Here is a 26,941-nt window from a genome sequence, read left to right on the forward strand (position 1 = left end):
CGCCCGAAAATTTCGCGTTTATTTGAACAGCATCTTCGCCCCGACCAGGGCGAGGATGAGGCCCAGGCAGAGTTTCAGCAGCTTGTCCGGCGCGAATTTCGCCAGCAGGCTGCCGAGGATGATGCCCGGGATGGAGCCCATCAGCAGCGCGCCCAGCAGATGGACATTGATTGTCCCCAGCGCCAGATGGCCAAGCCCGGCCAGCAGCGTCAGCGGCACCGCATGGGCGATGTCCGAACCGACGATGCGCACCATCGGCAGGCGCGGATAGAGGATGATCAGCGCGATCGTCCCCAGCGCCCCGGCGCCGACCGAGGAAAACGCCACCAGAATCCCCAGCACGAAGCCGACAATGATGGTCAGCCGGCGCGATTCGCCGTCGCCGAATTCCGGGTGCCGCCTGGCGATGGCCTTGACGATCTTCTCCTTGAACAGCAGCGAGACGGCGCTGAGCAGCAAGGCGATGCCCAGAATATAGGAAATCGCGGCGGAGACATCCTTGCTGGCGGCACCGAGCCAGGCGATCACCCCCAGGCTGAGCACGGTGGCCGGAATCGAGCCGGTGGCCAGCCGCCCGACAATGCGCCAATCCACGCTCTTGCCGCCGCTATGCACGGCGGTGCCGGCGCATTTGGTGGCGGCGGCGAACAGCAGATCCGTGCCCACCGCCGTGCTCGGATGCAGGCCGAAGAACAGCACCAGCAGCGGCGTCATCAACGAGCCGCCGCCGACCCCGGTGAGCCCCACCAGAAACCCGACAAAGGCGCCGGAGACGACATAGGCAGTCTGAAACATTTAAATTCCTATCGGTGATGTAGGATTAAAATGTCATAAAGCTTTTCGGCCTGCAAGATGGCGGGGTTTCGCCTCAGGGCGGTGCGGCGGCGGCGATCCGCGCCCAGCCTATCGGGTGAGCGAAGAAACGCACGCTACCGCCACCCCCCGGCACCCAGGCGCCGCGATGATGGGCAAAGCCCTGGGCGATATCCGTGTCGGTATCGTTCTGCTCGCCGGCCTGGGCTTCCTGCGGCCCCTCCTGCGCCAGTGCCGCCTGGCTTTTGCCGCTGGGGCGGATCACCGCGATATGGCCGGGCCTGGCGGTGTCTGGGTTTTCGAACACCGCCAGCACCAGCCAGCCCTGGTTGGCGAGGCTCTGCGCCTTGATGAAATCCACGCTCTGCCAGCCTTGCGCCGGACCCTGGGTTTGCAGCCATTCATACTGGGCGTTGGCGAGGTCGCGCTGGCCATGTTCAGGCGGATGCAGCAGGGGCACGTGCAGCCGCATCGCCATCGCGGCGGCGTAGGCGCTGCAATGCGTGCCCTTGGAATAGCCGGGAAAGAGCGGGTTTGGCTTGCCGCTGCGCCACAGCACATGCTGATGCGGCAGCCAGAGCTGATCGACATGCGAGGCATCGAGAAACCCGCTCAGCTGTGCGCCTTGCTTGGTGATGGCGCCGCAACAAGGCTGCGCCGCGGCGGGGGCGGCGAAGAGCAGCAGCGACAGAGCAAGCCAACAGGGTTTCATGTTCAGGCCCTCGGGTGCGCTTTACGCCAGATATCCATCAGCTGGCTGGTCTCGACATCCGTATAGCGTTGCGTGGTGGACAGGCTGGCATGGCCGAGCAGCTCCTGGATCGCCCGCAGATCCGCCCCGCCGGCCAGAAGATGGGTGGCGAAGCTGTGGCGCAGCGCGTGCGGGGTGGCGTGCTCGGGCAGCCCGTTCAGGCGGCGGAAATTGCGCAGATTTTTCTGCGCGATGGAGGCGTTCAGCCGGCCGCCGCGCACGCCGATGAAGAGCGGCTCAGCCCGCCCTGGATTGGGGTGCAGCTTCAGCCAGCCGGCGATGGCGGCGCGCACCGCCGGCAGCAGCGGCACGATGCGCTGCTTCTGGCCCTTGCCGGTGACGCGCAACGCATCATCGGCGGCCGGCAGATCGCCGATATTCAGCGCCAGCGCCTCGGCGATGCGCAGGCCCGCCCCGTAGAGCAGCGCCATCAGCGCTTCGTCGCGCGCCTGTTCGAAGGCGGTGTCGGTGGCTTCGCCGATATCATGGGTGACGCTGAGCGCCTGTTCGGGGGAGAGCGCCTTGGGCAGAGGCGGCTTCGGCTTCGGGCGGGCGAGCAGGGAGAGCTGCACCGTCTCCACCCCGTGATGCCTGTGCAGATAGCGATAGAAGGTGCGCAAAGCGGAGAGTTTGCGGGCACGGGTGGCGTTGATGTCCCCTTCCTGCGCGGCGCGGGCGAGGAAGGCGCGGAAATCCGCGGCGCGCAGGGCGCCAAGGCGGGCGGGGGTGGGCGGTTCGCCACGATGCTCGGCGATGAAAGACAAAAATGCCCGCACATCGCGGGCATAGGTTTCGACCGTCTTCGCCCCGGCCCGGCGCTCAGCGCCGAGCCAGGAACAGAATGCGGTCAGTAAGTCGTCAGACAATGCTCTGCCCGGTGGCCGCCCAATCCTTCAGGAAGCCAGCCAGGCCCTTGTCGGTCAGCGGGTGGGCGTAGAGCTGCTTGATGACGGAGGGCGGGATGGTGGCGACATCGGCCCCCATCTTCGCCGCCTCGATCAGATGGATCGGGTTGCGGATGGAGGCGGCCAGCACCTCGGTCTTCAGGTTCGGGTAGTTGTCATAGATGGTCACGATGTCGGCGATCAGCTCCATGCCGTTCTGGCCGATATCATCCAGCCGCCCGATGAAGGGGGAGATGAAGCTGGCGCCGGCCTTGGCGGCGAGCAGCGCCTGGGCGGCGGAGAAGCAGAGCGTGACATTGACCATCACACCTTCCTGGGAGAGGGCGTAGCAGGCTTTCAAGCCGTCCTGGGTCAGCGGCACTTTGATGCAGACATTCGGGGCGATCTTCTTCAGCACCTCGGCCTCGGCCAGCATCTGCTTATATTCGGTGGCGGCCACCTCGGCGCTCACCGGGCCGGGGACGACCTCGCAGATTTCGGCGATGACATCGAGGATCTTGCGGCCGGATTTGGCGATCAGCGACGGGTTGGTGGTGACGCCATCGAGCAGGCCGGTGGTGGCCAGCTCGCGGATTTCAGCGATTTCGGCGGTGTCGACAAAGAATTTCATGTGTGGCTTTCCGGTGAACTTAGACTCTGGTTAAGAGCATACAGCATGGAGCAACCTTCACCCACAAGCCGCGTCAGCGTCCTGCTCCCCTATAAATTCGATAAGGCCTTTACTTATGAGGCGCAGGCGTCCTTGGCGCCGGGCACGCTGGTGCGCGTGCCTTTGGGGCGGCGGATGGTGGTGGGGGCGGTGTGGGATGAGCCGCCGGACGAGGCGGTGAAAATCCGGCCGGTGGCGGAGGTGCTGGACTTCCCAAAACTGCCGGAGGATCTGCGCACATTCATCGATTGGGTGGGGGCTATACGCTGGCGCCCCGAGGCGATGTGCTGGCGCTGACGCTGAAGGAGAAGCTGCTGGAGGCGCCCCCGAAACGCGCCAAGAGCTTCGCCTTTGGCGGCGCGGATGCCGCCCGGCCCGGCCCTTCGCTCTCGGCGATCCAGGAGGCCGCCGCCGTGGCACTGCGATCAACGGTCGCGGAGGCAGCGTTTTCGGTGACACTGCTGGATGGCGTCACCGGGTCCGGCAAGACCGAGGTTTATCTCGAAGCCGTGGCGGCGGCGTTGCGGCTGGGCAAGCAGGTGCTGGTGCTGCTGCCGGAAATCGCGCTCTCGGTGCAGATGCTGGCGCGTTTCGAGGCGCGGTTTGGCGCCCGCCCGGCGGTCTGGCATTCGGAGCTGACCCCGGCGCAGCGGCGCGAGACCTACCGCGCGGTGGCGCAGGGGCGGGCGGATGTGGTGGTCGGCGCGCGCTCGGCCTTGTTTCTGCCCTTTGCCGATCTCGGGCTGATCGTGGTGGATGAGGAGCACGAGACCTCCTTCAAGCAGGAGGACGGGGTGATGTATCACGCCCGGGACATGGCGGTGGTAAGGGGCAAATTCTGCGCCGCCCCGGTGCTGCTGGTGAGCGCCACGCCGAGCCTGGAGACAGCCGAGAACGCCGCCCAGGGGCGCTATCGCAAGCTGGATCTGCCCGCCCGCCATGGCGGGGCGACGATGCCGCGCATGGAAGCCCTGGACATGCGCGAGGCGCCGCCCGAGCGCGGCAAATTCCTCTCGCCCTTGCTGGTGGCGGCGATGCGCGAGACGCTGGCGCGCGAGGAGCAGGCGATGCTGTTCCTCAACCGGCGCGGCTATGCGCCGCTCACCCTCTGCCGCACCTGCGGCCACCGGCTCTCCTGCCCGCATTGTTCGGCCTGGCTGGTCGAGCATAAGGCCTCGCCCCGGCTTTCCTGCCATCATTGCGGCTACAGCCTGCAGCGCCCGGCCAAATGCCCCACTTGCGAGGCTGAGCACAGCTTCGTGCCGATCGGCCCCGGCGTGGAGCGGATCGCCGAGGAGGTGGCGGAGCTGTTTCCGGATGTCGCGGCGCTGACCATGGCCTCGGACGTGATCGCCGGCCCGGCCCAGGCGGCAGAGGCCGCGGAAAAGATTTCCAAGCGCGAGGTCGGCATCATCATCGGCACCCAGATGGTCGCCAAGGGCTGGCATTTTCCGCATCTGACCCTGGTGGGGTGGTGGATGCGGATCTGGGGCTGGCGGGTGGGGATTTAAGGGCCGGGGAGCATACGGTGCAGATGCTGCATCAGGTCGCCGGGCGCGCCGGGCGGGCCGAGGCGCCGGGGCGCGTGCTGTTGCAGAGCTATGATCCCTCGCATCCGGTGATCGAAGCTCTATTATCCGGGGATCTGACGGCTTTTCTGGAGCAGGAGGCGGCGCTGCGCCGGCCTGGCCATTGGCCGCCTTTCGGGCGGCTGGCGGCGTTGATTGTGAGCGCCGAGGATGAGCGCATCGCCGACCAGGCGGCGCGGGCCTTGGCCAGGGTGGCGCCGCAAGGGGAGGGGGTGCAAATGCTGGGCCCGGCCCCGGCGCCGATCGCGTTGCTGCGCGGGCGGCACCGGCGGCGGCTGTTGCTGCGCACCAGGCGCGATATCGCGGTGCAGCCTTTGCTGCGGGCCTGGCTGGCGCAGGTGCCCTTGCCCCGCCAGGTGAAGCTGGATGTGGATGTGGACCCTGTTTCGTTCATGTAAATAAAGAAATGGTCATGTGCCTTGGGGTTTAACCTAAGGTTTTTCGGGCTAGATCGGGTTCATCCGACCATGATCAACCAGGATTGAAGCCCTCCATGATCGATCACGCGCGGACACTCGTGCTCTGGCTCTATAACGTCATCCCGGACCCGGTTGTGGGGACGGCGATGCTGGTGCTGGCCGCTTTGGTGGCGATGTCGCTCTGTCGCTGGGTATTTGCCCGGCTCTCGCGCATTGCCGGGCGGTTCGGCAATGTCCCGCAGATGCTGATGGCGCGCTCCAAGGGGCCGACCTGCGCGCTGCTGGTGCTGCTGGCGGTGAGCGCGGTGCTGCCGCTGGCACCCTTGCCGGATAATCCCTCCTCCATTCTGGGCCATCTGCTGGTTGCCGCCTTCGTGCTGGTGCTCGGCTGGACGCTGATGAATACGGTGGAGCTGTTCGCCGATCTCTATATCAAACGCATCCATTTCGAGGATGACAGCAATAACCTGGTGGCGCGCAAGCAGATCACCCAGGTCGGCATTCTGCGCACGGCGGTGCGCACGCTGCTGGTGCTGCTGACCGTGTCGCTGGCGCTGATGACCAGCAGCGCGGTGCGGCAATATGGCGTGTCATTGTTTGCCTCGGCCGGGGCGGCGGGGTTGGTGGTGGGGCTGGCGGCGCGGCCGTTGCTCTCCAATCTGCTGGCCGGCATTCAGATCGGGCTGACGCAGCCGATCCGGCTGGAGGATTCGGTGGTGGTGCAGGGGAGTGGGGCTGGATCGAGCGGATCGGTGCCACCTATGTCGTCATTCGCATCTGGGATTTGCGGCGGCTGATCGTGCCGCTATCTTATTTCATCGAGCAGCCGTTTCAGAACTGGACGCATTCCTCGGCGGATCTGATGGGCACGGTGATGCTGTATGTGGATTACAGCGTGCCGCTGGAGCAGGTGCGGCAGAAATTGCGCGAGGTGGTGGAGGCCAATCCGCGCTGGGACCGCAAGGTGGCGGTGGTGCAGATGACGGATCTGCCCAATGCGATGGTAGAGCTGCGGCTGCTGGTGAGCGCGCGCAATGCCGGGGTGCTGTGGGATCTGCGCTGCGATGTGCGCGAGGCGATGGTGACCTGGCTGGTGCGGGAATATCCGGGCAGCCTGCCGCGCCGAAGGTTGGAAATGGCGGGGATGCCGGAACGTGCCGGGCCGGGCGGTGCTTTTGTCGCGGCGGGCGAAATGGCGGCGGAGCCGCACAGGTAGCAAAAGTTTTTTGGTGCCGCTTTTTTTTAAAAAAGCGGCGAAAACGTCTGGGGTGGTGGCACCGACGCCGTCAACACCCCAAACGTTTCGCGGCCCTTTTGAAAAAAGGGCCGCCTCCCAAAAACTTTTGCTCTTAATCGTTGCTCGGATAGGCGCGCATCAGCCGTTTCTGCTGCTGCCACAGCGCCAGCAGCTTCCACGGGCCGATCGGCCGGCGGCCCTGCGCGCGCACCTGCGCGCCGATGCGAAAAGACTCGCCATAATGGAAGAACTGGTCCCGATAGGCCTGTTTCAGCGTCATCTCCGGGTCCCAGATATGGGTCGCCTCGGAGCCGGCGCCGTTGAATTCGATGATGCGGAACTCCCGCCCCTCGCACAGCGCCTCAAGGCTGTCGAAGCGCAGATCGATGCGGGAGAAATAAACCTCCGGCATGTCGCGCATGATCTCGTCGATCCGCGCGCTCAGCGCCGGGTGACGATGGAGAGGCCGTCCTTGAAGGTGGAACCGCGGCAATGATTGCCGACGAAGACCAGCCCGACCCGCTCATTCGGCGCCGGCACGCAGGCGGCGCGTGCGCCGAGCTTGCGCAGCAGCAGGGCGGAGATCGCGTTCAGCCGCTCATCCGCCGCGATCAGCTCTTTCACGCTGCGCCGCCCGTCGCCGATCACCACAGGGGATATTTCAGCGTCACCGAGGTGATACGGCCATTCGTCTCGCCGGGGCGGCGGATATAGAAAATCCCGGCCTCGCCTTCATAGTTGACGAGGCTTTGCAACTGCAGCGCGGCGCCACGCGGGAAGGGGCGCAGATAATCGGCCAGCTGCGCATCATCGCGCACCACCCGGACGCCGACGCCGTTGCAGCTCATGTCCGGCTTGGCCACCACCGGGTAGCTGAGCCCGGCCTCCGCCATCGCCAGCCTGGCGCGGGGCAGGTCATCCGCATCCTCATGGCCGCTGACGGTGAAAGGGGCGTAATCCGCCACCCAGGCCCGGGCCTTGGGACCGGCGAGGCTGAGGATCTGGTTTTTCGACTCGCCGCAAATGCCGCCGGCATTGATCAGCGGGTTGGCGAGCGAGGGCAGGGTGATGCTGCGATAGCGGATGGCATTGAGCGCCCAGAACGCCACCACCGGCGCATAGAACAGCCAGTCCGGCCAGAACTCGAAGAAGGAAACCGGGCTTTTCCGCCCGCCTTGCTTCAGCTTGCCGAGAGACCCGGCCAGCGATGCTCCGCTCATTGCGGTGTCCTTTTGTTGTAGAGCCTCGTCGCCAGGCGGCCGACAAGGATGATGATGACCAGGAATACCCCAAGCCCGGCCCAGCGCCAAATCCCGAGATAATGCGCCATCAGCGCGCCCAGGCGCAGCGAGATGTAAAACAGCAGGCTGGTCCAGACCAGCGTGGCGACGATGGCGGCGAGCGCGAAGGGCAGGAACGGGGCGCGCAGGAAGCCCAAAGTGGTATAGGTGGGCAGGCGCAGGCCCGGCACGAAGCGGCTGACCAGCACCAGCGGCACCACTTTGGTTTTCACCCAATCATGCCCGAGATCCCGCCTTTGCTGCGGCACCAGGCGCTGCGCCCAGCGATGCGTGGCGGAGAGCCGCCCCAGCCCGTAGAGCCCGAGATCCCCCAGCACGATGCCAGCATAGAGCGAGCCCAGCGCCAGCGGCAGAGAGAGGCCGCCGGAGGCCACCTGCATGGCGGCCAGCAAGGTCGCCGCATCTTCCAGGATGAAGGTGCCGGAAATGATCGTCGCGGCCTGGAGGGATTTGAGGCCCGCGGCGGCGGCCAGCAGGACGGTGAAGCTTGGCAGGGGCATCGTCCCGCCCCTTAGCCCTGTTTCTTCGCCGGACGCAACCGGCCTGGATGGTAGGTCAGGTGCCGTCCGGCCCGCTCAGCATCGCCAGATGGTCGGCCTGCGGCGGCAGCACATTACACAGCCCGCCATGGGCCTTCATCGCGCGGCAGGTATCGTGGGCGCCGTCATAGGTCAGGCCGGTGAGCTGGGCCAGCCAGAGCGCCTTGCCGTCCCGCCGGACATGCTGGATCTGCGCGATGCCGTGGCCGTGCAGCTGGCGCGCCTTCATCGCCGCCACGCGGGCATTGCTCTCATATTTATAGAGGCCCAGCTGCGCCACCCAGTGTTTGGTGGCGGTGGGCTGCCGGGTGGAGTCCGGCAGCGGGGCCGCGCGGGTGGGGGTGCGGCTGGCGACGCGCTCGACCTTCGCCGCCTGCATATGCGCAGGCGCCGGGTTGCTGGCGGCGGCGACCATCGCGCGGGTCATGTCGACATGACCGCCAAAGCCCGAATCCAGCATCGCGGTCATCTGATGATAAGAGGTCGGCCAGCTTGGCTCGTGCAGCACCACGCCGATCAGCTGCTTGCCGCCGCGCGCGGCGCTGGTGACCAGGTTATGCCGGGCGAGATCGGTATAGCCGGTCTTCATGCCGGTGGCGCCGGCATAGCTTTTCAGCATGCCGTTATTGCTGAACACCTTGCGGCCGTGGAAATCGAACGAGGTGACCTCGAAGAAGGTCTGGAACTGCGGATAATTCTCGACGATGTCGCGCGCCAGCATGGCGAGGTCGCGGGCCGTGGTCACCTGGTTCGGGTTGGGCAGGCCGGAGGCGTTGGCGAACTGCGTCTGCGCCATGCCCAGCGCGTGGGCGCGCAGCGTCATCATCTGGGCGCAGCGCGCCTCGGAGCCGCCGCCGAGATATTCACCCAGAGCGGTGGCGGCATCGTTGGCGGACATGGTGGTCATCGCCAGAATCGCATCGCGCACGGAAATGGTGCTGCCGGGGCGCAGGCCGAGCTTCACCGGCTCAACCGAGGCGGCATGTTCGGAGACCGGGATCTGCGTGTCGAGCGACATCCGCCCGGCATTCAACGCCTGGAAGGCGAGATCCAGCGTCATCAGCTTGGTGAGCGAGGCGGGATAGCGCGGCGTATCGGCGTCGCTGGCGGAGATCACCTGGCCGGTGCGCGCATCGATGAGAATGGAGCTGATGCCCGGCGAGGTCGGGCCGAAGCCGCTGCTGTCGGCGACATTGCGCGCCGGCACGGCGGGGCGCACATAATGATGCACGTAATGATGGTTCAGCACATGGTGCTTGAGCTTGTGCAGTTCATGCGCCGAAGCCGCCGCCGGCAAGAAGGTGCCGGCCAATCCAAGGCCCGCCACCGCCCACATGGCCACGCGCTTCCTGCTCATACCCTGCATGCCTCGCCATCCCGTGATTGACTCTGAAAAGGTTTTAATCGCGGCGCCAGGGAGCTGTCCAGCGATAAACGCTGATCTTCTCGATGAAAGAACAAAAAATTGAATGGCTTACCGTGTGAGTCTCAGCGCCGGCCGGGAGCGCCGGGCGCGGGCGCCGGGACTGCGGGCCGGAACATTAAAATTCTGACAATAATTTCACCCTCAAACAATTGTGCGCCGCACAAAAAACACTTGACGGTTGTGTTTTCGTTTCGCTAAAACGCCGTTGCTGCACTGCGGCAAAGAACGCCAATATGCTCGCCGGTTGGAGCTGTGCAGACATCGTCATTCTAACGGGAGCCGAACCCAGATGAGCGCCACCAAGACCAAGACTGCCGCCGCCGCCGATGCAACCGTCGCCTCCATGGAGGGCGCTGCTGACGCCTCCGTGAAGTCGTTCGAGAAATCCATGTCCGCGCTGCGCGAGAACATGGAGAAGGCCACCAAGGGCTTTGAGACCTCTCAGGCCAAGATCAAGGAAAACGTGGAGAAAGCCGTGAAGACCTCCGAAGAAATGCTGGCTTTCGGCCAGGGCAACCTGGAAGCCTTCGTCAAGGCCTCGCAGATCTACGCCGCCGGGTTCCAGGACATCTCCAAGCACCTGGCCGCCGCCTCCAAGGCCACGCTGGAAGAGAATGTCGCGTTCTCCAAGTCCCTGATGGGCGTGAAGTCCGTCAAGGAAGCTGTCGACCTGCAGACCGGCTTCGCCAAGGCGAGCGTCGAGAAGGCGGTGTCCGAGAGCAACAAGCTGGCCGATGTCACCGTGAAGCTGGCCGAGCAGGCGATGGCCCCGCTCACCGCCCGCCTGACCATCGCGGTTGAGACCTTCGGCAAGTTCCACTAAGCCCGTCGCCGCCGTCTCTGGGCGGCGCTGTTTGGGGAAAAACCGGCCTTAGGGCCGGTTTTTTTGTTTAAAAACGTATCGTCACATGATCTCGCCCTGGGCTGAAAGCGGCCGTTAAGCACCCCATGTTTTTCACATTGAGGAAAAACGCTCTTTCATAGCGGCGTGTGGTTTCGATATGCTTGGAACCAGGATGGGTCCGAATGCCGCGCGTAGGGCGTCCCGCGGTCTGGCTGGGTGGCACCGGCGGGCATTTGCTGAAGGTAAGTGATTGATGAGTGAGAACGACAAACGCAAAGGAACCGAGGGGCCGGGGCCAGCGTCGTGGCGAAGCCACGGCCGAAAACCCGCAAGCCGACCATGTACAAGGTTCTGATGCTGAACGACGATTACACGCCGATGGAGTTCGTCGTGCATGTGCTGGAGCGATTCTTTCAGAAGTCGCGCGACCAGGCGACGCAGATTATGCTGCACGTGCATCGCCGCGGGTGGGGGTGTGCGGGGTCTATACCTATGAGGTCGCCGAGACCAAGGTGACCCAGGTGATGGATCTGGCGCGCCAGAACCAGCATCCGCTGCAGTGCACGATTGAGAAAGAGTGACGTTTTAATTTACGATGACATTCCCATGTTAATCTGTACCCTGCAAAACAGCGTAAACGGGAATTGCAGTCACCCAATGCCAGCCGGACAGGCAGAGTGAATGTCCGGACCTAAGACCCCGTGGATCGGGGTGAAAGAACGGTTTAGCCATGCTGTCTCGCAACCTAGAACAGACTCTCCACCGGGCCCTGTCCTTGGCCGCCGACCGGAAACACGAATATGCCACGCTGGAGCATCTGCTCCTCGGCCTCGTGGACGACGCGGATGCGGTGACGGTATTGCGCGCCTGCGGGGTGGATCTGGACAAGATCAAGAAGGACCTCACCGAGTTCCTGGATAAGGATCTCGCCGGCCTGGCGACCGATCGCGGCGGCGATCCGAAGCCGACCGCCGGTTTCCAGCGCGTGGTGCAGCGCGCCGCCATCCATGTGCAATCCTCCGGCCGCGATGAGGTGACCGGGGCGAACGTGCTGGTCGCGCTCTTCTCCGAGCGCGAGAGCCATGCGGTGTATTTCCTGCAGCTGCAGGACATGACCCGGCTGGACGCGGTGAATTTCATCTCCCACGGCATCGCCAAGAGCCCGGGCAAATCCGCCCCGCGCCCGCCCACCGGCTCCTCCGAGTCCAACGAGTCGGGTGAGCGCGAGGAGAAGGGCAGCGCCAAGCGCGGCCAGGACGCGCTTTCCACCTACTGCGTCAACCTCAACAAGAAGGCCAAGGAAGGCAAGATCGATCCGCTGATCGGGCGTGAGCACGAGATCGAGCGGACGATCCAGATCCTGTGCCGGCGCACCAAGAACAACCCGCTTTATGTGGGCGATCCAGGCGTGGGCAAGACCGCGATCGCGGAAGGGCTGGCCAAGCGCATCATCGATGAAGATGTGCCGGAAGTGCTGCTGAACGCCACCATCTTCGCGCTGGATATGGGCGCGTTGTTGGCTGGCACCCGCTACCGGGGTGATTTCGAGGAGAGGCTGAAGGCGGTGGTGACTGAGATGGAGGCCAATCCCGGCGCCATCCTGTTCATCGACGAGATCCATACCGTGATCGGCGCCGGGGCCACCTCCGGCGGGGCGATGGATGCCTCCAACCTGCTCAAACCGGCTCTGGCCCAGGGCACGCTGCGCTGCATCGGCTCCACCACCTATAAGGAGTTCCGCAACTATTTCGAGAAGGACCGCGCGCTGGTGCGGCGCTTCCAGAAGATCGACGTGAACGAGCCCTCGGTTGAGGATGCGGTGAAGATCCTGCGCGGGCTGAAGGTCGCGTATGAGAAGCATCACAAGGTCCGCTACACCGATGACGCGATCCGCGCCGCAGTGGAGCTTTCCGCGAAGTACATCAACGACCGCAAGCTGCCGGATAAGGCGATCGACGTGATCGACGAGGCGGGGGCGGCGCGGATGCTGCTGCCGGAGAATAAGCGCCGCAAGACCGTGACTCTGAAGGATGTCGAGGAGATGGTCTCCAAGATTGCCCGGATTCCGGCCAAGTCCGTCTCCAATGACGACAAGGAGGTGCTGCGGCATCTGGAGCGCGATCTGAAGGGCATGGTGTTCGGCCAGGATGCCGCCATCGAGGCGCTTTCCGCCGCGATGAAGCTCTCCCGGGCCGGGCTGCGCGACCCGGAGAAGCCGATTGGCAATTACCTGTTCTCCGGCCCGACCGGGTGGGCAAGACCGAGGTGGCGCGGCAGCTGGCGAGCACGCTGGGCATTGAGCTGACCCGGTTCGACATGTCCGAGTACATGGAGCGGCATTCCGTGTCGCGCCTGATCGGCGCGCCGCCGGGCTATGTCGGGTTCGACCAGGGCGGCATGCTGACCGATGCGATCGACCAGCACCCGCATTGCGTGCTGCTGCTCGATGAGATCGAGAAGGCGCATCCGGATCTGTTCAACATCCTGTTGCAGATCATGGATCACGGGAAGCTGACCGACCATAACGGCAAGCAGGTGGATTTCCGCAACGTCATCCTGATCATGACCACCAATGCGGGTGCGGCGGATATGCAGAAGCCGGGCATCGGCTTTGGCAAGCAGACCCGGATCGGCGAGGATGAGGAAGCGGTGAAGAAGCTCTTCACCCCGGAATTCCGCAACCGTCTGGATGCGATCATCCCCTTCGCGGCGCTGACGCCGGAGATTGTCGGCCGCGTGGTGGAGAAGTTCGTGATGCAGCTGGAAGCCCAGCTGGCGGACCGCAACGTGACCATCGAGCTGTCTTCGGCCGCCAAGGAGCTGCTGGCCGAGCAGGGCTACGAGCCGCTTTATGGCGCGCGGCCGCTGGGCCGGGTGATCCAGGAGCAGATCAAGAAGCCGCTGGCCGAGGAGCTGCTGTTCGGCAAGCTGGTGAAGGGCGGGGCGGTGAAGGTGAGCGTGAAGGACGGCAAGCTCGCCTTCGACATCTCCGAGGCCCCGGCCCTGGCGCTGCCGAAGCCCGAAGCCGAGGGCGACGGGGACGACGAGAAGGCCCCGGAAGAGGTACATTGAGACGAAAAACGGCGCCGCGAGGCGCCGTTTTTTGTGAGCAAAAGTTTTTGGGGGCGTAGGCGCCAAAGGTTCCGACGCTGCGCAGCAGCGTTGGAAAGGCGCCGGAGGGATGGGGGCTTTTTTCAAAAAGCCCCATGAACGTTTGGGGGGTGGCAACGAAGGTGCCACCACCCCGAACGTTGTTGCCGCTTTTTTGAAAAAAAGCGGCACCAAAAAACTTCTGCAATTTTTTTGGGGGAGGCCTTCAGGCCTTCCGCACGAATTCCTGCTTGATGAAATAATCCCCGGCTTCGATCGCATGATCGCCGCTATGCAGCCGGATATTTTTCAGCTTCGTGCCCACCTTCAGCCCGGTGGAGGAACCCTTCACCTTCAGATCCTTGATCAGCACCACGCTATCGCCAGCCGCCAGCACGGTGCCGTTGGCATCGCGGATCACCTCCGCCGCCTCGGTGATCTCGGCGGGCCATTCGAACCCGCACACGTCACAAATATGGGTCTCGCCGGAGAGATGCGTCTCCTCCAGGCTGCATTGCGGGCAGGTTATTTTGGTCATGCGCTGGCTTTAGGCGCGGGGCGGGGGCGCGTAAAGCCTGTCTTGTCCTGAAACGATTTGGCTGGAAGAAGGGCGGCATGTCACGCCTGCTTGCCAATCTGCTCCTGCTCACCGCCGCCTGCCTCTGGGGCGGGGCCTTCGTCGCGCAATCCGAGGCGGGGGCCTGGCTCAATCCGGGCTGGTTCACCGGGCTGCGCTTCGCGTTGGCCTTCCTGACCGTGTTGCCGCTGGGCCTGTGGGAGGCGCGGCGCGCCCGCCAGAAACTGCGCGGGGTGATGGGGCTGGTGGCGCTGGCGGCGATCTTCGCCATCTCCTCCTTCCTGCAGCAATGGGCGCTCTCCTTTACCAGCGTCACCCATGCCGGCTTCCTCACCGGGCTCTATGTGATTTTCGTGCCGGTGCTGGAGATGGTTGTGCTGCGCCGCGCCGCGCATCCCACCGTCTGGGGCGCGGCGCTGCTGGCGCTGGCCGGAACCTGGTGCCTGGGCGGCCGGATCAGCGGGCTGGGGTTCGGCGATGCGCTGATCATCGTCTCGGCCTTCGGCTTCGCCGCCCAGATCGTGCTGCTGCAGCATGTGGCCCGCCATACCGGCCGGCCGGTCGCCGCCGCCCTGGCGCAATCCGCCGCCTGCGTGCTGCTGGGGAGCGGGGCAGGGGCGGTGATGTCGCCGCTGCATCTGGCGGCCATATATGCTTGCCTGCCGCAGCTGCTCTATGGCGGCATCATCTCCGGCGGCGTCGCCTTTCTGTTGCAGGCGCTCTGCCAGCGCCATACCGGCGCCACCGATGCGGCGGTGATGCTGATGTCGGAATCGCTGTTCGCGGCTTTGTTCGCGGCCCTGCTGCTGCATGAGCGGCTGAGCGAAACCGGCTGGGCCGGCTGTGCTTTATTGTTCGGCGCGCTGGCCCTGGCGCAGTTCGGCCCCGCCCTCTGGCCCGCGCGCCGCAGGGCGCTGCTATAAAATAAGGGGCTGTCCCGGAAAACTTTCAGGCTTGTACCTTCAACGCTACGGGCAAAAGGCGAAGAGACTCGGGATCGACTTAATGGCCAGACGAATGAAGTTCTGGGACAGCCTTTAAAATAAAGTTGTGACTTTGGACAAACCGAAGCGACGCGGCGGACGTTAATGTCAAGCCACAAAAAAGACTGAGCCTGTTTGCAAAAATACACTGCGTTACATTTCGCTGCCGGGCTTTCATGCCGTCGGGATCCCGGCTTATGTAGGTGTGTCAACCTTACCTAATGTAAGGGGCGCGCGATCTTGCTGCTATAAAAATATGGAGTGCTCGCTTTGAACCAGTCCGTCATCGCCAGGCGGCGTTTCCTGCTTGCGTCGGTTTCGCTGATGGCCGCCGTGCCGACCATCGGCTGCGCGCAGGCCTATTCCGGCGCTCTGCCCTGGAGTGCCAACGCAAACGGGTCGCCCAAGCCGGTCGATCCCGCCGGTTGGACCTATTTCACCCCGGAAGAAGTCGCCGTTATCGACGCGCTGGTCGATCGCTTGATCCCCGCCGACGACCTCTCCCCGGGTGGCAAGGATGTGGGCATCACCGTGTATATTGACCGGCAGCTCTCCGGCCCGTTCGGCAATGACAGCTGGTTCTATATGAGCCCGCCCTTCCAGGAGGGCTATCCGGGCCAGGGCGTCCAGAGCCCGGTGACCCCGGCGCAGCGCTACCGCAAGAGCATCGCCGCCCTCGAAACCTATTGCCATGGCGCCTATGCCGGCAAGGGCTTCGCGCAGATCCCACCGGACGAGCAGGACAAGCTGATCGGCCAGATGGAGAAAGGCACCCTGCAGCTCGACAAGGTCAGCTCCAAGGCGTTCTTCCAGATGCTCTGGCAGAACACCAAGGAAGGCTTCTTCGCCGACCCGGTCTATGGCGGCAACAAGGACATGGCCGGCTGGCGCATGATCGGCTTCCCTGGCGCGCGTTATGATTATCGCGACTGGGTGACCAAATATAACCAGCCTTATCCGCTGCCGCCGATCGGCATCAAAACCCACCCCGACTGGTCCTGAGCCCCGAGGAACTGAAACATGGTAAAAACGCTTCCCCGCAAGGATGTGGCGATCGTCGGACTCGGTTGGACCGGCTCGATCCTCGCTTATGAACTGACCGGTGCCGGTCTCGACGTCGTCGCCATCGAGCGCGGCGAATGGCGCGACACCGCGACCGATTTCCCCCCCGCCTGGGCGCCGGATGAGCTGCGCTATGGCGTGCGGCTGGACCTGTTCCAGCGTCCAGCCCAGGGCACGGTGACGCTGCGCAATAATATGAGCCAGACCGCGCTGCCGGTGCGCCAGTTCGTCTCCTTCCTGCCCGGTAATGGCGTCGGCGGGGCCGGTGTGCACTGGAACGGGATGACCTATCGCTTCCTGCCGACCGATTTCAAGCTGCGCTCGCACGTGACCCAGCGCTACGGCGCCAAGGCGATCCCGGATGACATGACCATCCAGGATTGGGGCGTCACTTATGAGGAGATGGAGCCCTATTACGACAAGTTTGAGAAGCTGGCGGGCATTTCCGGCAAGGCCGGGAATCTGAACGGCCAGATCCAGCCCGGCGGCAACCCGTTCGAGGGCGCGCGCTCCAGCGAATACCCGACCAGGCCGACCACGCCCACCTATGGCCCCAGCCTGTTCGCCAAGGCGGCCGAGAGCCTGGGCTATCACCCGTTCCATGTGCCCTCGGGCAATCTCTCCGAGAGCTATACCAACCCGCTCGGCGTGACGATGGGCCAGTGCTCCTATTGCGGCTTCTGCGAGCGCTTCGGCTGCGGCAACTACTCCAAATCCAGCCCGCAGACCTGCGTGCTGCCGGCGCTGATGCTGCGCAAAACTTTCGAGGCGCGGACCAAGTGCAACGTCACCCGCATCAATCTCGACAATACCGGCAAGAAGGCCACCGGCGTTACGTATGTCGATGCCAAGGGCGAGGAGGTGTACCAGCCGGCCGATATGGTGCTGGTCTGCAACTTCTCCTTTAACGCCGTGCATCTGCTGATGGTCTCGGGCATCGGCACGATCTACGATCCCAAGACCGGCAAGGGCACGGTCGGCCGCAATTACGCCTATCAGTGCGATTCCGGCGTGGCGCTGCAGCTGCCCGAGGGCACCCATCTGAACAAGTTCATCGCTGGCGGCGCCATCGGCATGGTCATCGATGATTTCAACGGCGATAATTTCGACCATGCCGGCCTCGGCTTCATCGGCGGTGGCAATATGGGGGCCACCGTCACTGGCGGCCGGCCGATCCAGCAGCTTTCGATGATGCCGGGCCAGCCGAGCTGGGGTGCGGGCTGGAAGAAGGCGGCGAAGGAGAGCTACCAGACCGTGTACGGGTTGGGCGCCCAGGGCAGCTCTTATTCCTACAAGGATTGCTATCTGGATCTCGACCCGACCTACAAGGACCCGTATGGCAGCCCGCTGCTGCGCATGACCTTCGACTGGAAGCAGAACGAGTTGAAGATGTCCGCCTATATCACCGCGAAGCTGGAGCAGATCGCCAAGGCGATGGGGGCGGTTTCCACCCATGCCGCGCCGCGCAAGGGCAATTATACGGTGACCGTGTACCAGTCCACGCATAATACCGGCGGCGCGGTGATGGGTGATGACCCCTCCACCAGCGTGGTCAATAAATACGGCCAGAGCTGGGACGTGCCGAACGTGTTCGTCTTCGGGGCCGCCTTGTTCCCGCAGAATCATGGTTACAACCCGACCGGCACGGTCGGCGCGCAGGCCTATCTCGGCGCCGACGGGATCGTGAACCAGTATATCAAGAGCCCCGGCGCTCTGCTGCACGTCTGAGGAGAGAGAGAATGAGCAAGATGCGTTTCCTCACCCGGGCGGCGGCGGGTCTGGGTTTCACCGCGATGTCCGGCTTGGCCATGGCGCAGAGCGCGCCAAGCGACGCGCAGACCATCGCCCAGGGCAAGTACCTGGCGACGGCCGGCGATTGCGCGGCCTGCCACACCGCCCCTGGCGGCCAGCCGATGGCCGGCGGCCTCGCCATTCAAACGCCGTTCGGCAAGATCATCGCGCCGAACATCACCCCGGATAAGGCCACCGGCATTGGCAACATGTCCGATGCCGACTTCATCAAGGCGCTGAAGCAGGGGATCGGGCATAGCGGCCATCTCTACCCGGCGATGCCCTATGTCTATTACAACAAGGTGCCGGATGATCAGATTTTGGCGATCCGCGCCTATCTGAACACCCTGCAGCCGGTGGACCATAAGGTCGTCTCCGATCAGCTGCCCTTCCCCTATAATATCCGCGCCGCGATGATCGGCTGGAACCTGCTATTCTTCCCCGATAAGGGGGATTTCAAGCCGGATGCCAGCCAGTCCGCCGCATGGAACCGGGGCGCCTATCTGGTGCAGGGGCTGGAGCATTGCGCCGCCTGCCATACGCCGAAAAACGCGCTGGGCGGCGATGAGACCGGCCATGAATTCCAGGGTTCTATCGTGGACGGCATGAATGCGCCGAACATCACCGCCTCCTGGAACGGCATCGGCAGCTGGAGCGTGCAGGATATCGCCGATTATCTGAAGACCGGCCATAATCAATACGCCGTCGCCTCCGGCCCGATGGCGGAGGCGGTGAAGAACTCCACCTCGCAGCTGACGGATGCGGATGTGAAGGCGATGGCCGTCTATATCAAATCCCAGGCGGGGGCGGGCGGCACCGCCCCGGCCCGGTGGCGGCCAATGATCCGGCGATGCTGGCCGGTGCGAAGATCTATAATGATGAATGCGCCGCCTGCCATACCGGGAGCGGCATGGGCAAGGCGGGCATCTTCCCGGCTCTGGTGAAGAGCCCGGTGGTGCAGGCCGACAAGCCGGCGACCCTGATCGGCATTGTGCTGCATGGCGGGCATGGTGTCGGCATCCCCACCGCGCCGACTGCCCCGGCGATGCCGTCTTTCGGCTGGCTGCTGAGCGATCAGCAGATCGCGGATGTGGCCACCTATGTCCGCAATAGCTGGGGCAATGCCGCGCCCGCCGTGAGCGCGGACGAGGTGAGCAAGGCCCGCGCCGGCAAGAGCAACTGAGCCCAAGAGGCTGCGGCGAATGCAAGCGCCCGGCTTCGGCCGGGCGTTTTTTTGACCTGGACAGCGTTCATCGGCGATACCATGTGAAGACTCTGACCCAACGTCACTCACGCAAACTGCAAAGGGGACGACCATGGTGACAGAACAGCTAAGCCGCGCCGGATGGGGCGCTTATTTCGATCAGCTTTCCAAGAGCTTGCCGCAGGCCGATGTGGAGCTGCGGATTTCCTCGCTGCAGCTGGGCAGCCAGCTGGAGGCGGAAGGGATGAAGGTGAACGGCATCACCTTCGACCATCACAACGATATCATCGTGATTTCGATGCAGGGGTTGGAGCATATCATCCACGCGCCCGCGAGCGCCTACGCCCAGGCGCAGGACGGGCGGGTGGAAAATCTGGAAATCACCGACGCCCAGGGTGAGCGCTGCCTGCTGCATTTCCGCTGGCCGCGCGCGGGCAAGGATGTGGACGAGGTGATCGACGAGGCCGGGGAAGAGACATTCCCGGCCAGCGACCCGCCCCCTTGGACGGGGGCATGATCTAGCCGCCGGCGAGAGGCTCTATTACTCTCGTTGGCATGACGGATCTAACGCCTTGTGACTGCGGCTCCGGGCTGCGGCGGGTGCGCTGCTGCGCCCTGGATTTTGCCGATCTGGCCCCCGCTTCGGCTCATGCCGTGCTCTCGCCTTTGATGGCGCAGGCGGAGGCGCATTTTGCCGCCGGCGACGTCGCCGCGGCGGAGCAGGCGGCGTTGCAGGTTCTGGAACTCGCTCCGGGGCGCGAGGATGCGCTGCTGCTCCACGCCCGGCTTTGCCGCCAGCTCGGGCGCAGCAAGGCGGCCGAGGCGCTGCTGCGCCGGGCGGTGGCGTTGAATCCGAATCATTTCTGGGCCACCAACGACCTCACCTTGCTGCTGCTGGCGCAAGGCGCCCTGGCCGAGGCTGAAGGCCATGCCCGCAACACCATCCGCATCGCCCCGCAAAACCCCCAGGCGCATAATCTGATGGGGCTGGTGCTGACCGAGGCCAACCGGCCACAAGTGGGGGAATATCATTACCGCCAGGTGCTGGCGCTGACCGCGCGCGATGAGCCGGTGACATGGGCCAATCTCGCCTGGAATCTGAAAGCGCAGGGCCGCATCGATGAGGCGCGGGCGCTGTATCAGCGCGCCATCGCCTCTCCGCCGCCGGTGCAGCAGACCTATCTCGGCTATGCCAAGATGGAGGAGGCGGACCGCAAATTCGAGCGGGCGCTGGAAATATTGGACGAGGCTGAGCGGCTGTTTCCCGGCACACCCTCGATGCGGCTGACCCGCGCCACCGTGCTGGCGCGGCTGGGCCAGCATGAGGCGGCGCTGGCGCTGCTGAACGCGCTGGAGCAGGGCGGCGGCCTGCTGGGGCCGTCCGAGCTTTCTGAAAAAGGCCGGCTGCTGGAGCGCATGGGGCTGCATGACGAGGCCTTCGCCTGTTTCGATGAAGGCAAGAAACGCGCTTTGGCCTTCGGCGCGCGGCCTTATATGGCGGCGCAGGCGGGCGATCTGGTGGCGCGGCTGCAGGGATTCTTCTCCGCCCGGCGGCTGGCGACATTGCCGGTGGCGCAGGCGCGTTTGGATATGCCGCAGCCGGTGTTCATTCTCGGCTTCCCCCGCTCGGGCACGACCTTGATCGAGCAGACGCTTTCCGTGCATCCACAGATCGCCGCCGGCGATGAGCTGCCCTTCATCAACGACATCACCCAGATCATGCCGCGCATTTTGGCAAGCCCGCTGAATTATCCAGAGGCTTTGGCCGAACTGTGGATGGGCGACCAGCGCGACGGGCTGGAGGAGCTGCGCGATTATTATCTGCGCCGCGCCGCCAAGGCGGGATATTCAAGGACAAGGCAGGGTTTTTCACGGATAAGATGCCGCTGAACGAGACCCATATGGGGCTGATCTCGCTGCTCTTCCCGCAAGCGCCGCTGGTGCATGTGATCCGGCATCCGCTGGATGTGGTTTTGTCGGTCTATTCCAACTATCTCACCCACGGCTATTGCTGCGCCGCCGAGCTGGAGAGCGCGGCCCGGCATTATATGCTGATCTTCAATCTGATCGAGCATTATAAAGCGAATTTGCAGATGCGCTATCTGCCGGTGCGCTATGAGGAGATGGTGGTGGACCAGGAGGCGCAGGTGCGCAAAATCCTGGACTTCATCGGCGTTGAGTTCGATCCGCGCTGTTTGGCGTTTGAGCGCAATACGCGTTACGCCCGCACCGCCTCCTACGCGCAGGTGACGGAGAAGCTGTATGACCGCTCGCGCTACCGCTACCGGCCCTACCTGAAACATCTCAAGCCAGCGCTGGATATTTTGCGCCCGGCGATCGAGATTCTGGGCTATAAGGTCGAAACGGCATAGCCCCAAGTTCGCAAAAGTTTTTGGGGGCGCAGGCGCCCAAGGTTCCATCGCTGCGCAGCGGCGATGGAATGGCGCCGCAGGGGTGGGGGCTTTTTTCAAAAAGCCCCCACTTCTTTGCGGTTACTGCACCAGACGCAGTTTCGGCCGGCGCGCGAGGATCAGATTTTCATAGACATTCACATAATCCTGCGCCATGCGGCGGGCGGAGAAGCGGGCTTCGAAGCGGCGGCGGATGCGCGCGCGGTCGAGCTGATCGGCCGCCTTCAGCGCCTGCGCCGCCTCGTCCTCGTTATTAACGATGAAGCCGGTGACGCCATGTTCGATGATCTCCGGCACCGAGCCTTGGCCGTAAGCGATCACCGGGGTGCCGCAGGCCATCGCCTCGATCATCACCAGCCCGAACGGCTCCGGCCAGTCGATCGGCATCAGCAAGGCCTTGGCGCCGGAGAGGAAGGCGGATTTATCGCGGTCACCAATCTCGCCGATCAGCTCGGCATCTTTGCCCAGCATCGGGCGATCACCTCGGCGTGGTAATCGGCATCCACGGCATCCACCTTGGCGGCGAGCTTCAGCGGAATCCCGGCGGCCTGGGCGATGCGAATGGCGCGGTCGGCGCGCTTCTCCGGGCAGATGCGGCCGAGGAAGGCGGCATAATCGCGTGGCCGGTCCAGCGGTTTCAGCAAATTCAGCGGCAGGCCGTGATGCACGGTGGCGATGAAATTTGCTTGCCTGAGCGGTGTTGCCTGGGAGTCCGAGATTGAAACCAGATTCTGCGCCGGCAGGCCAGCATAGACCGGCTTCAATTCCGGTAGATCCAGCCTTCCATGCAAAGTCGTTACAAACGGCGTGGTCTGCCGCGCGAACAAGGAGGCCGGCATATAGTCGATATGAAAATGCAGCACGTCGAAATCGGCTGCACGCTCATAGACTTTTTCCAAAAGCAGGAATTGCGGCGCCATCCGGTCGCGCAAGGATTTGTCCAGGCGCAGCGCCTGCGGCCATACCGCTTCCAGCTTCGCATCGGTGAAGGAATCGCCGCTGGCGAACAGGGTCACGTCATGGCCCATGGCAACCAGCTCTTCCGTGAGGAAGGAGACAACGCGCTCGGTGCCACCATAGAGTTTCGGCGGCACCGCCTCATGCAGAGGCGCAATCTGCGCAATACGCATTCTTTCGGCCCTTTCTTCGGCAATGGAGAAATGCTGCAGCGCATAATCCAGCTTGATGTGTCATCAATAAGGCACAATCTGCTGGCATATGTCGGAAGCCATGAATCAGATGATGGAAAATCCTAAAGATTTTTTAACGCCCAAGGAGCGGCAGCCAGGGCGCTTTCTGCTGCGCGCAGTCTCGCGCCACTCGTTTGCGCATCTTGTTGTGCTGGCCTCGGTCCTTGCCGGTGTCGGCTGTTCCGTGGCCTCGCAATATGCGGTGAAAAATCTGGTCGATGTGATGGCGCGGCATCAGACCCAGGCGGTATGGGGCGCGTTTGCGGCTCTGGCCGGGCTGATCGCGGTGGATAATCTTTCCTGGCGCCTGGGCGGCTGGGTCTCCGCAAAAACTTTCTTGGATGTCACAGGAGATTTAAGAAAATTCCTGTTCAACCACGTGCTCGGCCATTCCACCGGATTCTTTGTCAGCCGGCGTGCCGGCATGTTGGCCGGGCGGATTTCCGCCACCGGCAATGCGGTGTTTCGCATCGAGAGCGTGATCACCTGGAATGTGCTGCCGCCTTTGATCGCGGTGCTGGGCTCGGTGATCATGATCGGCTTTGTCGTCCCCGCCATGGGGCTGGCCTTGATTGCAGTTTCCCTGTCCCTCGGCGCGGTGCTGGGGCGCATGGCCTGGAAAGGCCGGCATCTCAACAGCGATTACGCCGAGGCCGCCGCCGCAGTGGATGGCCAGATTGTGGATGTGATCAATAATGCTGGCGTGGTGCGGGCTTTTGGCGCCACGCTGCGCGAGGCGCGGCAGTTCGAGCGTGAGGTGGACGGCGAGATGCGTGCCCGCCAGCGCAGCCTGCGCTATCTGGAAAAAATCCGCCTCGCCCATGCGCTGACCACGGCGGTGCTCACCGCCGGGCTGCTCTATTGGGTCATCGCGCGCTGGCAGGCGGGGCAGGCCAGTGCCGGTGACGTGGTGCTGGTGGTCAGCCTGGGCTTTACCGTTCTGCACGGCACCCGCGACCTCGCGGTGGCGCTGGTGGATATGGTGCAGGATTGGGCGCGGCTGGCTGAGGCGCTGCGGGCGCTGCTGATCCCGCATGACATGCCCGAGCCGACCAGTGCGGCCGAGCTGGAGGCACCGCGCGGGGCGGTGAGTTTCCGCAATGTCAGCTTCGGCTATGGCGAGGCGGCGCCGGTGCTGCGCGGCATCGATCTGGAGATCAAGGCCGGCGAGCATGTCGGGCTGGTGGGCAAATCGGGCTCGGGCAAATCCAGCCTGCTGGCGCTGCTGCAGCGCCAATATGACCCGTCCAGCGGCGAAATTTTGGTGGATGGCCGCAATGTCGCCGCCTTGAAGACGCTGAGCCTGGCCGGGGCGATTTCGGTGGTCTCGCAGGATGTGCAGATGTTCCATCGCTCGGTGCTGGAGAATATCCGCTACGGCAAGCCGGAGGCGAGTGTGGCGGAAGTGCGCGCCGCCGCCCGCGCCGCCTATGCGGAGGATTTCATCGATGCGCTGCCCGATGGCTATGAGACGATGGTGGGTGAGCGCGGCCTGCGGCTTTCCGGCGGCCAGCGCCAGCGCCTGGCCATCGCCCGCGCCTTTCTGCGCGACAGCCCGATTCTGCTGCTGGATGAGGCGACCTCGGCGCTGGATTCGGAATCCGAGGCGACGGTGCAGATGGCCCTGGCCCGGCTGGCGCAGGGGCGCACCGTCATCGCGGTGGCGCACAGGCTCTCCACCTTGCGGGATTTCGACCGGATTGTGGTGATGCAGGAGGGGGTGATCCTGGATCAGGGCGCGCCGGACGATCTGGCCAGCCGCCCTGGCCTCTACCGGGACATGTTGGCGCTGCAATTGCAGGCGGCTTGAAGCCCGGGCACCGATCGCGAAAAGCAAAGCCGCACGAGGCGGCTTTCAGGGTCAGGCTTTGAAATGTTCCTTCAGCCGGGGCATCAGCTCGACCAGATTGCAGGGGCGGTGCCGTGAATCCAGCTGGAAGCGCAGAATATCGTCCCAGCCATCCTTCACCGCCCCGGTGGAGCCGGGCAGGGCGAAGAGGTAGGTGCCGTTGGCCACCCCGCCCAGGGCGCGGGACTGCATCGTGGAGGTGCCGATCTTGGCGTAGGAGAGCATGCGAAACAGCTCGCCGAAGCCCTCGATCTTTTTCTCCAGCACGCGCTCGAAGGCTTCCGGGGTGACATCCCGGCCGGTGACACCGGTGCCGCCGGTGGTGATGACGACATCCACCGCCGGATCCGCGATCCAGCCGCGCAGCGCCGTCTCGATCAGCCCGGCATCATCCTTGATGATGGCGCGGGCTGCCAGCTCGTGGCCGGCCGCCGTCACCCGTGCCGCCAGAGCGTCGCCGGAAGTGTCGTTTTCGGCGGTGCGGGTGTCCGAAATCGTGGCGATGGCGATGCGCACCGGCAGGAAGGCCCGGCTTTCGTCGATGCGGCTCATTGCGCGTCGGCGGTCTGCACCGCTTGCGGGGCCGGGCTGAAATCCTGCAGCGTCGGGAAATCACCCTCCGCCAGCACGTTGAGGCTGCGCGGCTTCAGCCCGATCTCTTCCGAGTACAGCCAGCTATCGGCCAGCACCTGCCGCACGAAGCGGCGGGTCTGGTCGTTCGGGATGGTCTCGATGAACAGCAGCGGATCAGAATCATCCTTGATCGCGCTGTACCAGGCCGAGGCCGCGCCCGGCCCGGCATTATAGCTGGCGAGGATGGCCAGCAGATTATCCTGAATCCCCGGCTGGCTGCCGAGATATTTCAGATAGGCCTGGCCCAGCGCCAGATTGGCGGAGGGATCGTTGATCGAGCCGGTCACGCCTTCGGCGGCGCGCATGGTGGCGGCGGTCTGCGGCATCAGCTGCATCAGCCCGCGCGCCCCCACCGGGGAGGTGGCGTGCGCGTCAAAGCCGGATTCGGTGCGGGCGAGGGCGTAGATCAGCGCCGGATCGACGCTGAAGCCGCCTTGCGGGTGCATGGCGGGCAGCGGCAGCCGGGCGCCGGCGATCTCGTCCACCGGGCTCGGCATGGTGCTGGCGATGGCGATGGTGACATCCACCATGCCCGCCCGCGCCGCCACGGCCATCACGGAGCGGCTGAGGCCGGGCGTGGCCTGCATCTGCGGCCAGAGGGCGCGTAGGGCGGTCTCGGCCTGGTCGTTGAGGCCGAGCTGCAGCAGCTCGAAGGCGAGATGCCCGTCCGGCAGCGAATCGACGGCGGTGGCGTCGGCTTCGGTCAGCGTCGCGGAGATGCCGGTGGGGCCGAAGCCCTGGCCGAGCAGCCGTCCGGCCAGCATGCCGTAGAACGTGTCGGCGCTCCAGCTCGCCTGGTGCAGCCAGTCCAGATACTGGTCCGGCTGCTGCAGGCGCAGCGCCGCGCGGGCGGCCCAGAAGGCGCTGGCGGCGCGGTCATCGTCCGAAATACCGGACAAGCCGGCGCTCTTGCGGAAATCATCGGCGGCGGCCTGGATATGGTTGGCCTTCCAGGCGGAGAGCCCGGCCTCGAAGCCACGGCGCCAGCTGGCCGCATCCGGGGCCAGAGCCGGCCTTGCGGCGGCGCCGGCGGTGAGGGTTTGCTCGGGCAGCAGGGAAAGATGCGGTTCGGCCGGCAGCGCCGCGCGCGCCAGCTTATGCTGCATCAGCCCGTAGATCGCCGGAGCGTCCGGGCCGTGGCTGTATTTCGCCCACCAGGCGGTGAGTTCGGCCGGCTTGGTGATGTAGTTGCTGCTGAGATAGCGGATGGCCAGCACCGTGCCGACCAGCCCGTCATCGGCCACACGCGCCAGCATCTTGTCGGACGCGGCGAAATCCCCCGCCTTCTGCAGAGAGAGGGCGCGTTGATAAAAAGCCACATCGCTGGGGAAAGCGGTTGCGGCAATGCCACCTCGACCCCGCCCGGAGGCGTGTTTCGCGGCACGGCATAAGCTACAGATTCCCCGTTGGTGCCGGCTGCCGGCTGTGTGGGGGGCGTCGTCGATCCCTGGCCTTGTCCCAAATCAGAGGACTTCGCGAACGCCTGCGCATGCAACGCACAGGTGAAAGCAAAAACGGACACGCCAGCAAGCGCCGCGCGCGTCACGTTCAGGCGGGAGAGCGTTTTGATGGCTCCTCGCATGAGCGAGGGAGGTACACATGAAGAAAGGGTGACGCAAGCCTTAAACGCGAGGACGGGCCGCTCAATTAAGGCAGCCCCACCGTTTCACCACATTTT

The 26,941-nt window shown here is 64.4% G+C and carries 24 protein-coding genes and 4 pseudogenes; 15 read left to right on the plus strand and 13 right to left on the minus strand.

Annotation, left to right across the window (positions count from 1 at the left end; genetic code table 11):
• Window positions 1–18: 18 nt before the first annotated feature.
• From GT370_RS02135 to fsa, 4 genes are all read right to left on the minus strand, one after another.
• Window positions 19–795, minus strand: coding sequence for a sulfite exporter TauE/SafE family protein (locus GT370_RS02135; RefSeq protein ID WP_008493461.1), 777 nt, complete (start codon window positions 793–795; stop codon window positions 19–21).
• 73 nt (window positions 796–868) lie between these two features.
• Window positions 869–1,525: a hypothetical protein gene (locus GT370_RS02140; protein ID WP_008493460.1), complete on the minus strand. Its 657-nt coding sequence runs from the start codon at window positions 1,523–1,525 to the stop codon at window positions 869–871.
• A gap of 2 nt (window positions 1,526–1,527) precedes the next feature.
• Window positions 1,528–2,430, minus strand: coding sequence for a tyrosine recombinase XerC (locus GT370_RS02145; RefSeq protein WP_008493459.1), 903 nt, complete (start codon window positions 2,428–2,430; stop codon window positions 1,528–1,530).
• A complete protein-coding gene (gene fsa / locus GT370_RS02150; protein WP_008493457.1) occupies window positions 2,423–3,079 on the minus strand; it encodes a fructose-6-phosphate aldolase in 657 nt (218 codons plus the stop codon). The genes GT370_RS02145 and fsa overlap by 8 nt, the downstream gene beginning before the upstream one ends.
• A 45-nt stretch (window positions 3,080–3,124) precedes the next feature.
• Here fsa and priA point away from each other — a divergent pair.
• From priA to GT370_RS20690, 3 genes and pseudogenes are all read left to right on the plus strand, one after another.
• A pseudogene (gene priA / locus GT370_RS02155) lies at window positions 3,125–5,105 on the plus strand (replication restart helicase PriA).
• A 95-nt stretch (window positions 5,106–5,200) separates the two neighbouring features.
• Window positions 5,201–5,923, plus strand: coding sequence for a hypothetical protein (locus GT370_RS20685; protein ID WP_333490006.1), 723 nt, complete (start codon window positions 5,201–5,203; stop codon window positions 5,921–5,923).
• A gap of 2 nt (window positions 5,924–5,925) precedes the next feature.
• Window positions 5,926–6,342, plus strand: coding sequence for a hypothetical protein (locus tag GT370_RS20690; RefSeq protein ID WP_333490007.1), 417 nt, complete (start codon window positions 5,926–5,928; stop codon window positions 6,340–6,342).
• A 133-nt stretch (window positions 6,343–6,475) separates the two neighbouring features.
• On the opposite strand, the gene GT370_RS02165 is transcribed toward GT370_RS20690, so the two are convergent.
• The 5 genes from GT370_RS02165 to GT370_RS02185 are packed head-to-tail and all read right to left on the minus strand — an operon-like array spanning window position 6,476 to window position 9,560.
• Entirely contained in the window at window positions 6,476–6,784 is a 309-nt protein-coding gene (locus tag GT370_RS02165) for a hypothetical protein (protein WP_270183816.1), read from the minus strand.
• A 20-nt stretch (window positions 6,785–6,804) separates the two neighbouring features.
• Window positions 6,805–6,987, minus strand: coding sequence for a hypothetical protein (locus GT370_RS02170; protein ID WP_270183817.1), 183 nt, complete (start codon window positions 6,985–6,987; stop codon window positions 6,805–6,807).
• Between the two features lie 20 nt (window positions 6,988–7,007).
• The gene (locus GT370_RS02175) at window positions 7,008–7,583 is read right to left on the minus strand and encodes an ATP-grasp domain-containing protein (protein WP_270183818.1); all 576 of its coding nucleotides are present in this window, start codon (window positions 7,581–7,583) and stop codon (window positions 7,008–7,010) included.
• Window positions 7,580–8,164: a DedA family protein gene (locus tag GT370_RS02180; protein WP_008493453.1), complete on the minus strand. Its 585-nt coding sequence runs from the start codon at window positions 8,162–8,164 to the stop codon at window positions 7,580–7,582. Before GT370_RS02180 ends, GT370_RS02175 begins: the two co-directional genes overlap by 4 nt.
• A 55-nt stretch (window positions 8,165–8,219) precedes the next feature.
• Window positions 8,220–9,560 (minus strand): D-alanyl-D-alanine carboxypeptidase family protein, encoded by a 1,341-nt coding sequence (locus GT370_RS02185; RefSeq protein ID WP_240376553.1) that lies wholly within the window; start codon window positions 9,558–9,560, stop codon window positions 8,220–8,222.
• A 358-nt stretch (window positions 9,561–9,918) separates the two neighbouring features.
• Between GT370_RS02185 and GT370_RS02190 the strand changes: the two genes are divergently transcribed.
• From GT370_RS02190 to clpA, 3 genes and pseudogenes are all read left to right on the plus strand, one after another.
• Entirely contained in the window at window positions 9,919–10,452 is a 534-nt protein-coding gene (locus GT370_RS02190; protein WP_008493451.1) for a phasin family protein, read from the plus strand.
• A gap of 321 nt (window positions 10,453–10,773) precedes the next feature.
• Window positions 10,774–11,054, plus strand: a pseudogene (clpS, locus tag GT370_RS02195) (ATP-dependent Clp protease adapter ClpS); the annotation flags it as partial.
• Between the two features lie 149 nt (window positions 11,055–11,203).
• Window positions 11,204–13,545 (plus strand): annotated as a pseudogene (gene clpA / locus GT370_RS02200) (ATP-dependent Clp protease ATP-binding subunit ClpA).
• A gap of 244 nt (window positions 13,546–13,789) precedes the next feature.
• Here clpA and GT370_RS02205 read toward each other — a convergent pair.
• Window positions 13,790–14,101, minus strand: a complete 312-nt coding sequence (locus GT370_RS02205; protein WP_008493447.1) for a zinc ribbon domain-containing protein YjdM — start codon at window positions 14,099–14,101, stop codon at window positions 13,790–13,792.
• 77 nt (window positions 14,102–14,178) lie between these two features.
• On the opposite strand from GT370_RS02205, the gene GT370_RS02210 reads away from it, so the two are divergent.
• From GT370_RS02210 to GT370_RS02245, 8 genes are all read left to right on the plus strand, one after another.
• A complete protein-coding gene (locus GT370_RS02210) occupies window positions 14,179–15,063 on the plus strand; it encodes a DMT family transporter (protein WP_008493446.1) in 885 nt (294 codons plus the stop codon).
• A 321-nt stretch (window positions 15,064–15,384) separates the two neighbouring features.
• Complete coding sequence (locus tag GT370_RS02215) at window positions 15,385–16,125, plus strand: gluconate 2-dehydrogenase subunit 3 family protein (RefSeq protein WP_442865477.1); 741 nt, start codon at window positions 15,385–15,387, stop codon at window positions 16,123–16,125.
• Window positions 16,126–16,143: 18 nt separating this feature from the next.
• A complete protein-coding gene (locus tag GT370_RS02220) occupies window positions 16,144–17,913 on the plus strand; it encodes a GMC family oxidoreductase (protein WP_008493444.1) in 1,770 nt (589 codons plus the stop codon).
• 11 nt (window positions 17,914–17,924) lie between these two features.
• Entirely contained in the window at window positions 17,925–18,920 is a 996-nt protein-coding gene (locus tag GT370_RS02225) for a c-type cytochrome (RefSeq protein WP_270183819.1), read from the plus strand.
• Window positions 18,827–19,159: a c-type cytochrome gene (locus tag GT370_RS02230; protein ID WP_270183820.1), complete on the plus strand. Its 333-nt coding sequence runs from the start codon at window positions 18,827–18,829 to the stop codon at window positions 19,157–19,159. Before GT370_RS02225 ends, GT370_RS02230 begins: the two co-directional genes overlap by 94 nt.
• Before the next feature lie 133 nt (window positions 19,160–19,292).
• Window positions 19,293–19,697, plus strand: a complete 405-nt coding sequence (locus GT370_RS02235) for a DUF5335 domain-containing protein (RefSeq protein ID WP_008493442.1) — start codon at window positions 19,293–19,295, stop codon at window positions 19,695–19,697.
• A gap of 38 nt (window positions 19,698–19,735) precedes the next feature.
• Window positions 19,736–21,070: a tetratricopeptide repeat protein gene (locus tag GT370_RS02240; protein ID WP_270183821.1), complete on the plus strand. Its 1,335-nt coding sequence runs from the start codon at window positions 19,736–19,738 to the stop codon at window positions 21,068–21,070.
• Window positions 21,061–21,552, plus strand: coding sequence for a sulfotransferase family protein (locus GT370_RS02245; RefSeq protein ID WP_270183822.1), 492 nt, complete (start codon window positions 21,061–21,063; stop codon window positions 21,550–21,552). Before GT370_RS02240 ends, GT370_RS02245 begins: the two co-directional genes overlap by 10 nt.
• Before the next feature lie 120 nt (window positions 21,553–21,672).
• On the opposite strand, the pseudogene GT370_RS02250 reads toward GT370_RS02245, so the two are convergent.
• Window positions 21,673–22,721 (minus strand): annotated as a pseudogene (locus GT370_RS02250) (glycosyltransferase family 4 protein).
• A gap of 208 nt (window positions 22,722–22,929) precedes the next feature.
• Between GT370_RS02250 and GT370_RS02255 the strand changes: the two are divergent.
• Complete coding sequence (locus GT370_RS02255; protein WP_270183823.1) at window positions 22,930–24,591, plus strand: ABC transporter ATP-binding protein; 1,662 nt, start codon at window positions 22,930–22,932, stop codon at window positions 24,589–24,591.
• Between the two features lie 51 nt (window positions 24,592–24,642).
• Here GT370_RS02255 and moaB read toward each other — a convergent pair whose 3' ends face one another.
• A complete protein-coding gene (gene moaB, locus GT370_RS02260) occupies window positions 24,643–25,182 on the minus strand; it encodes a molybdenum cofactor biosynthesis protein B (protein ID WP_008493437.1) in 540 nt (179 codons plus the stop codon).
• Window positions 25,179–26,582 (minus strand): lytic transglycosylase domain-containing protein, encoded by a 1,404-nt coding sequence (locus GT370_RS02265; protein WP_051060214.1) that lies wholly within the window; start codon window positions 26,580–26,582, stop codon window positions 25,179–25,181. The genes moaB and GT370_RS02265 overlap by 4 nt, the downstream gene beginning before the upstream one ends.
• Window positions 26,583–26,941: the final 359 nt, after the last annotated feature.

Origin of the sequence: Acidocella sp. MX-AZ03 (assembly GCF_027626035.1) — a bacterium.
Classification (GTDB): domain Bacteria; phylum Pseudomonadota; class Alphaproteobacteria; order Acetobacterales; family Acetobacteraceae; genus Acidocella; species Acidocella facilis.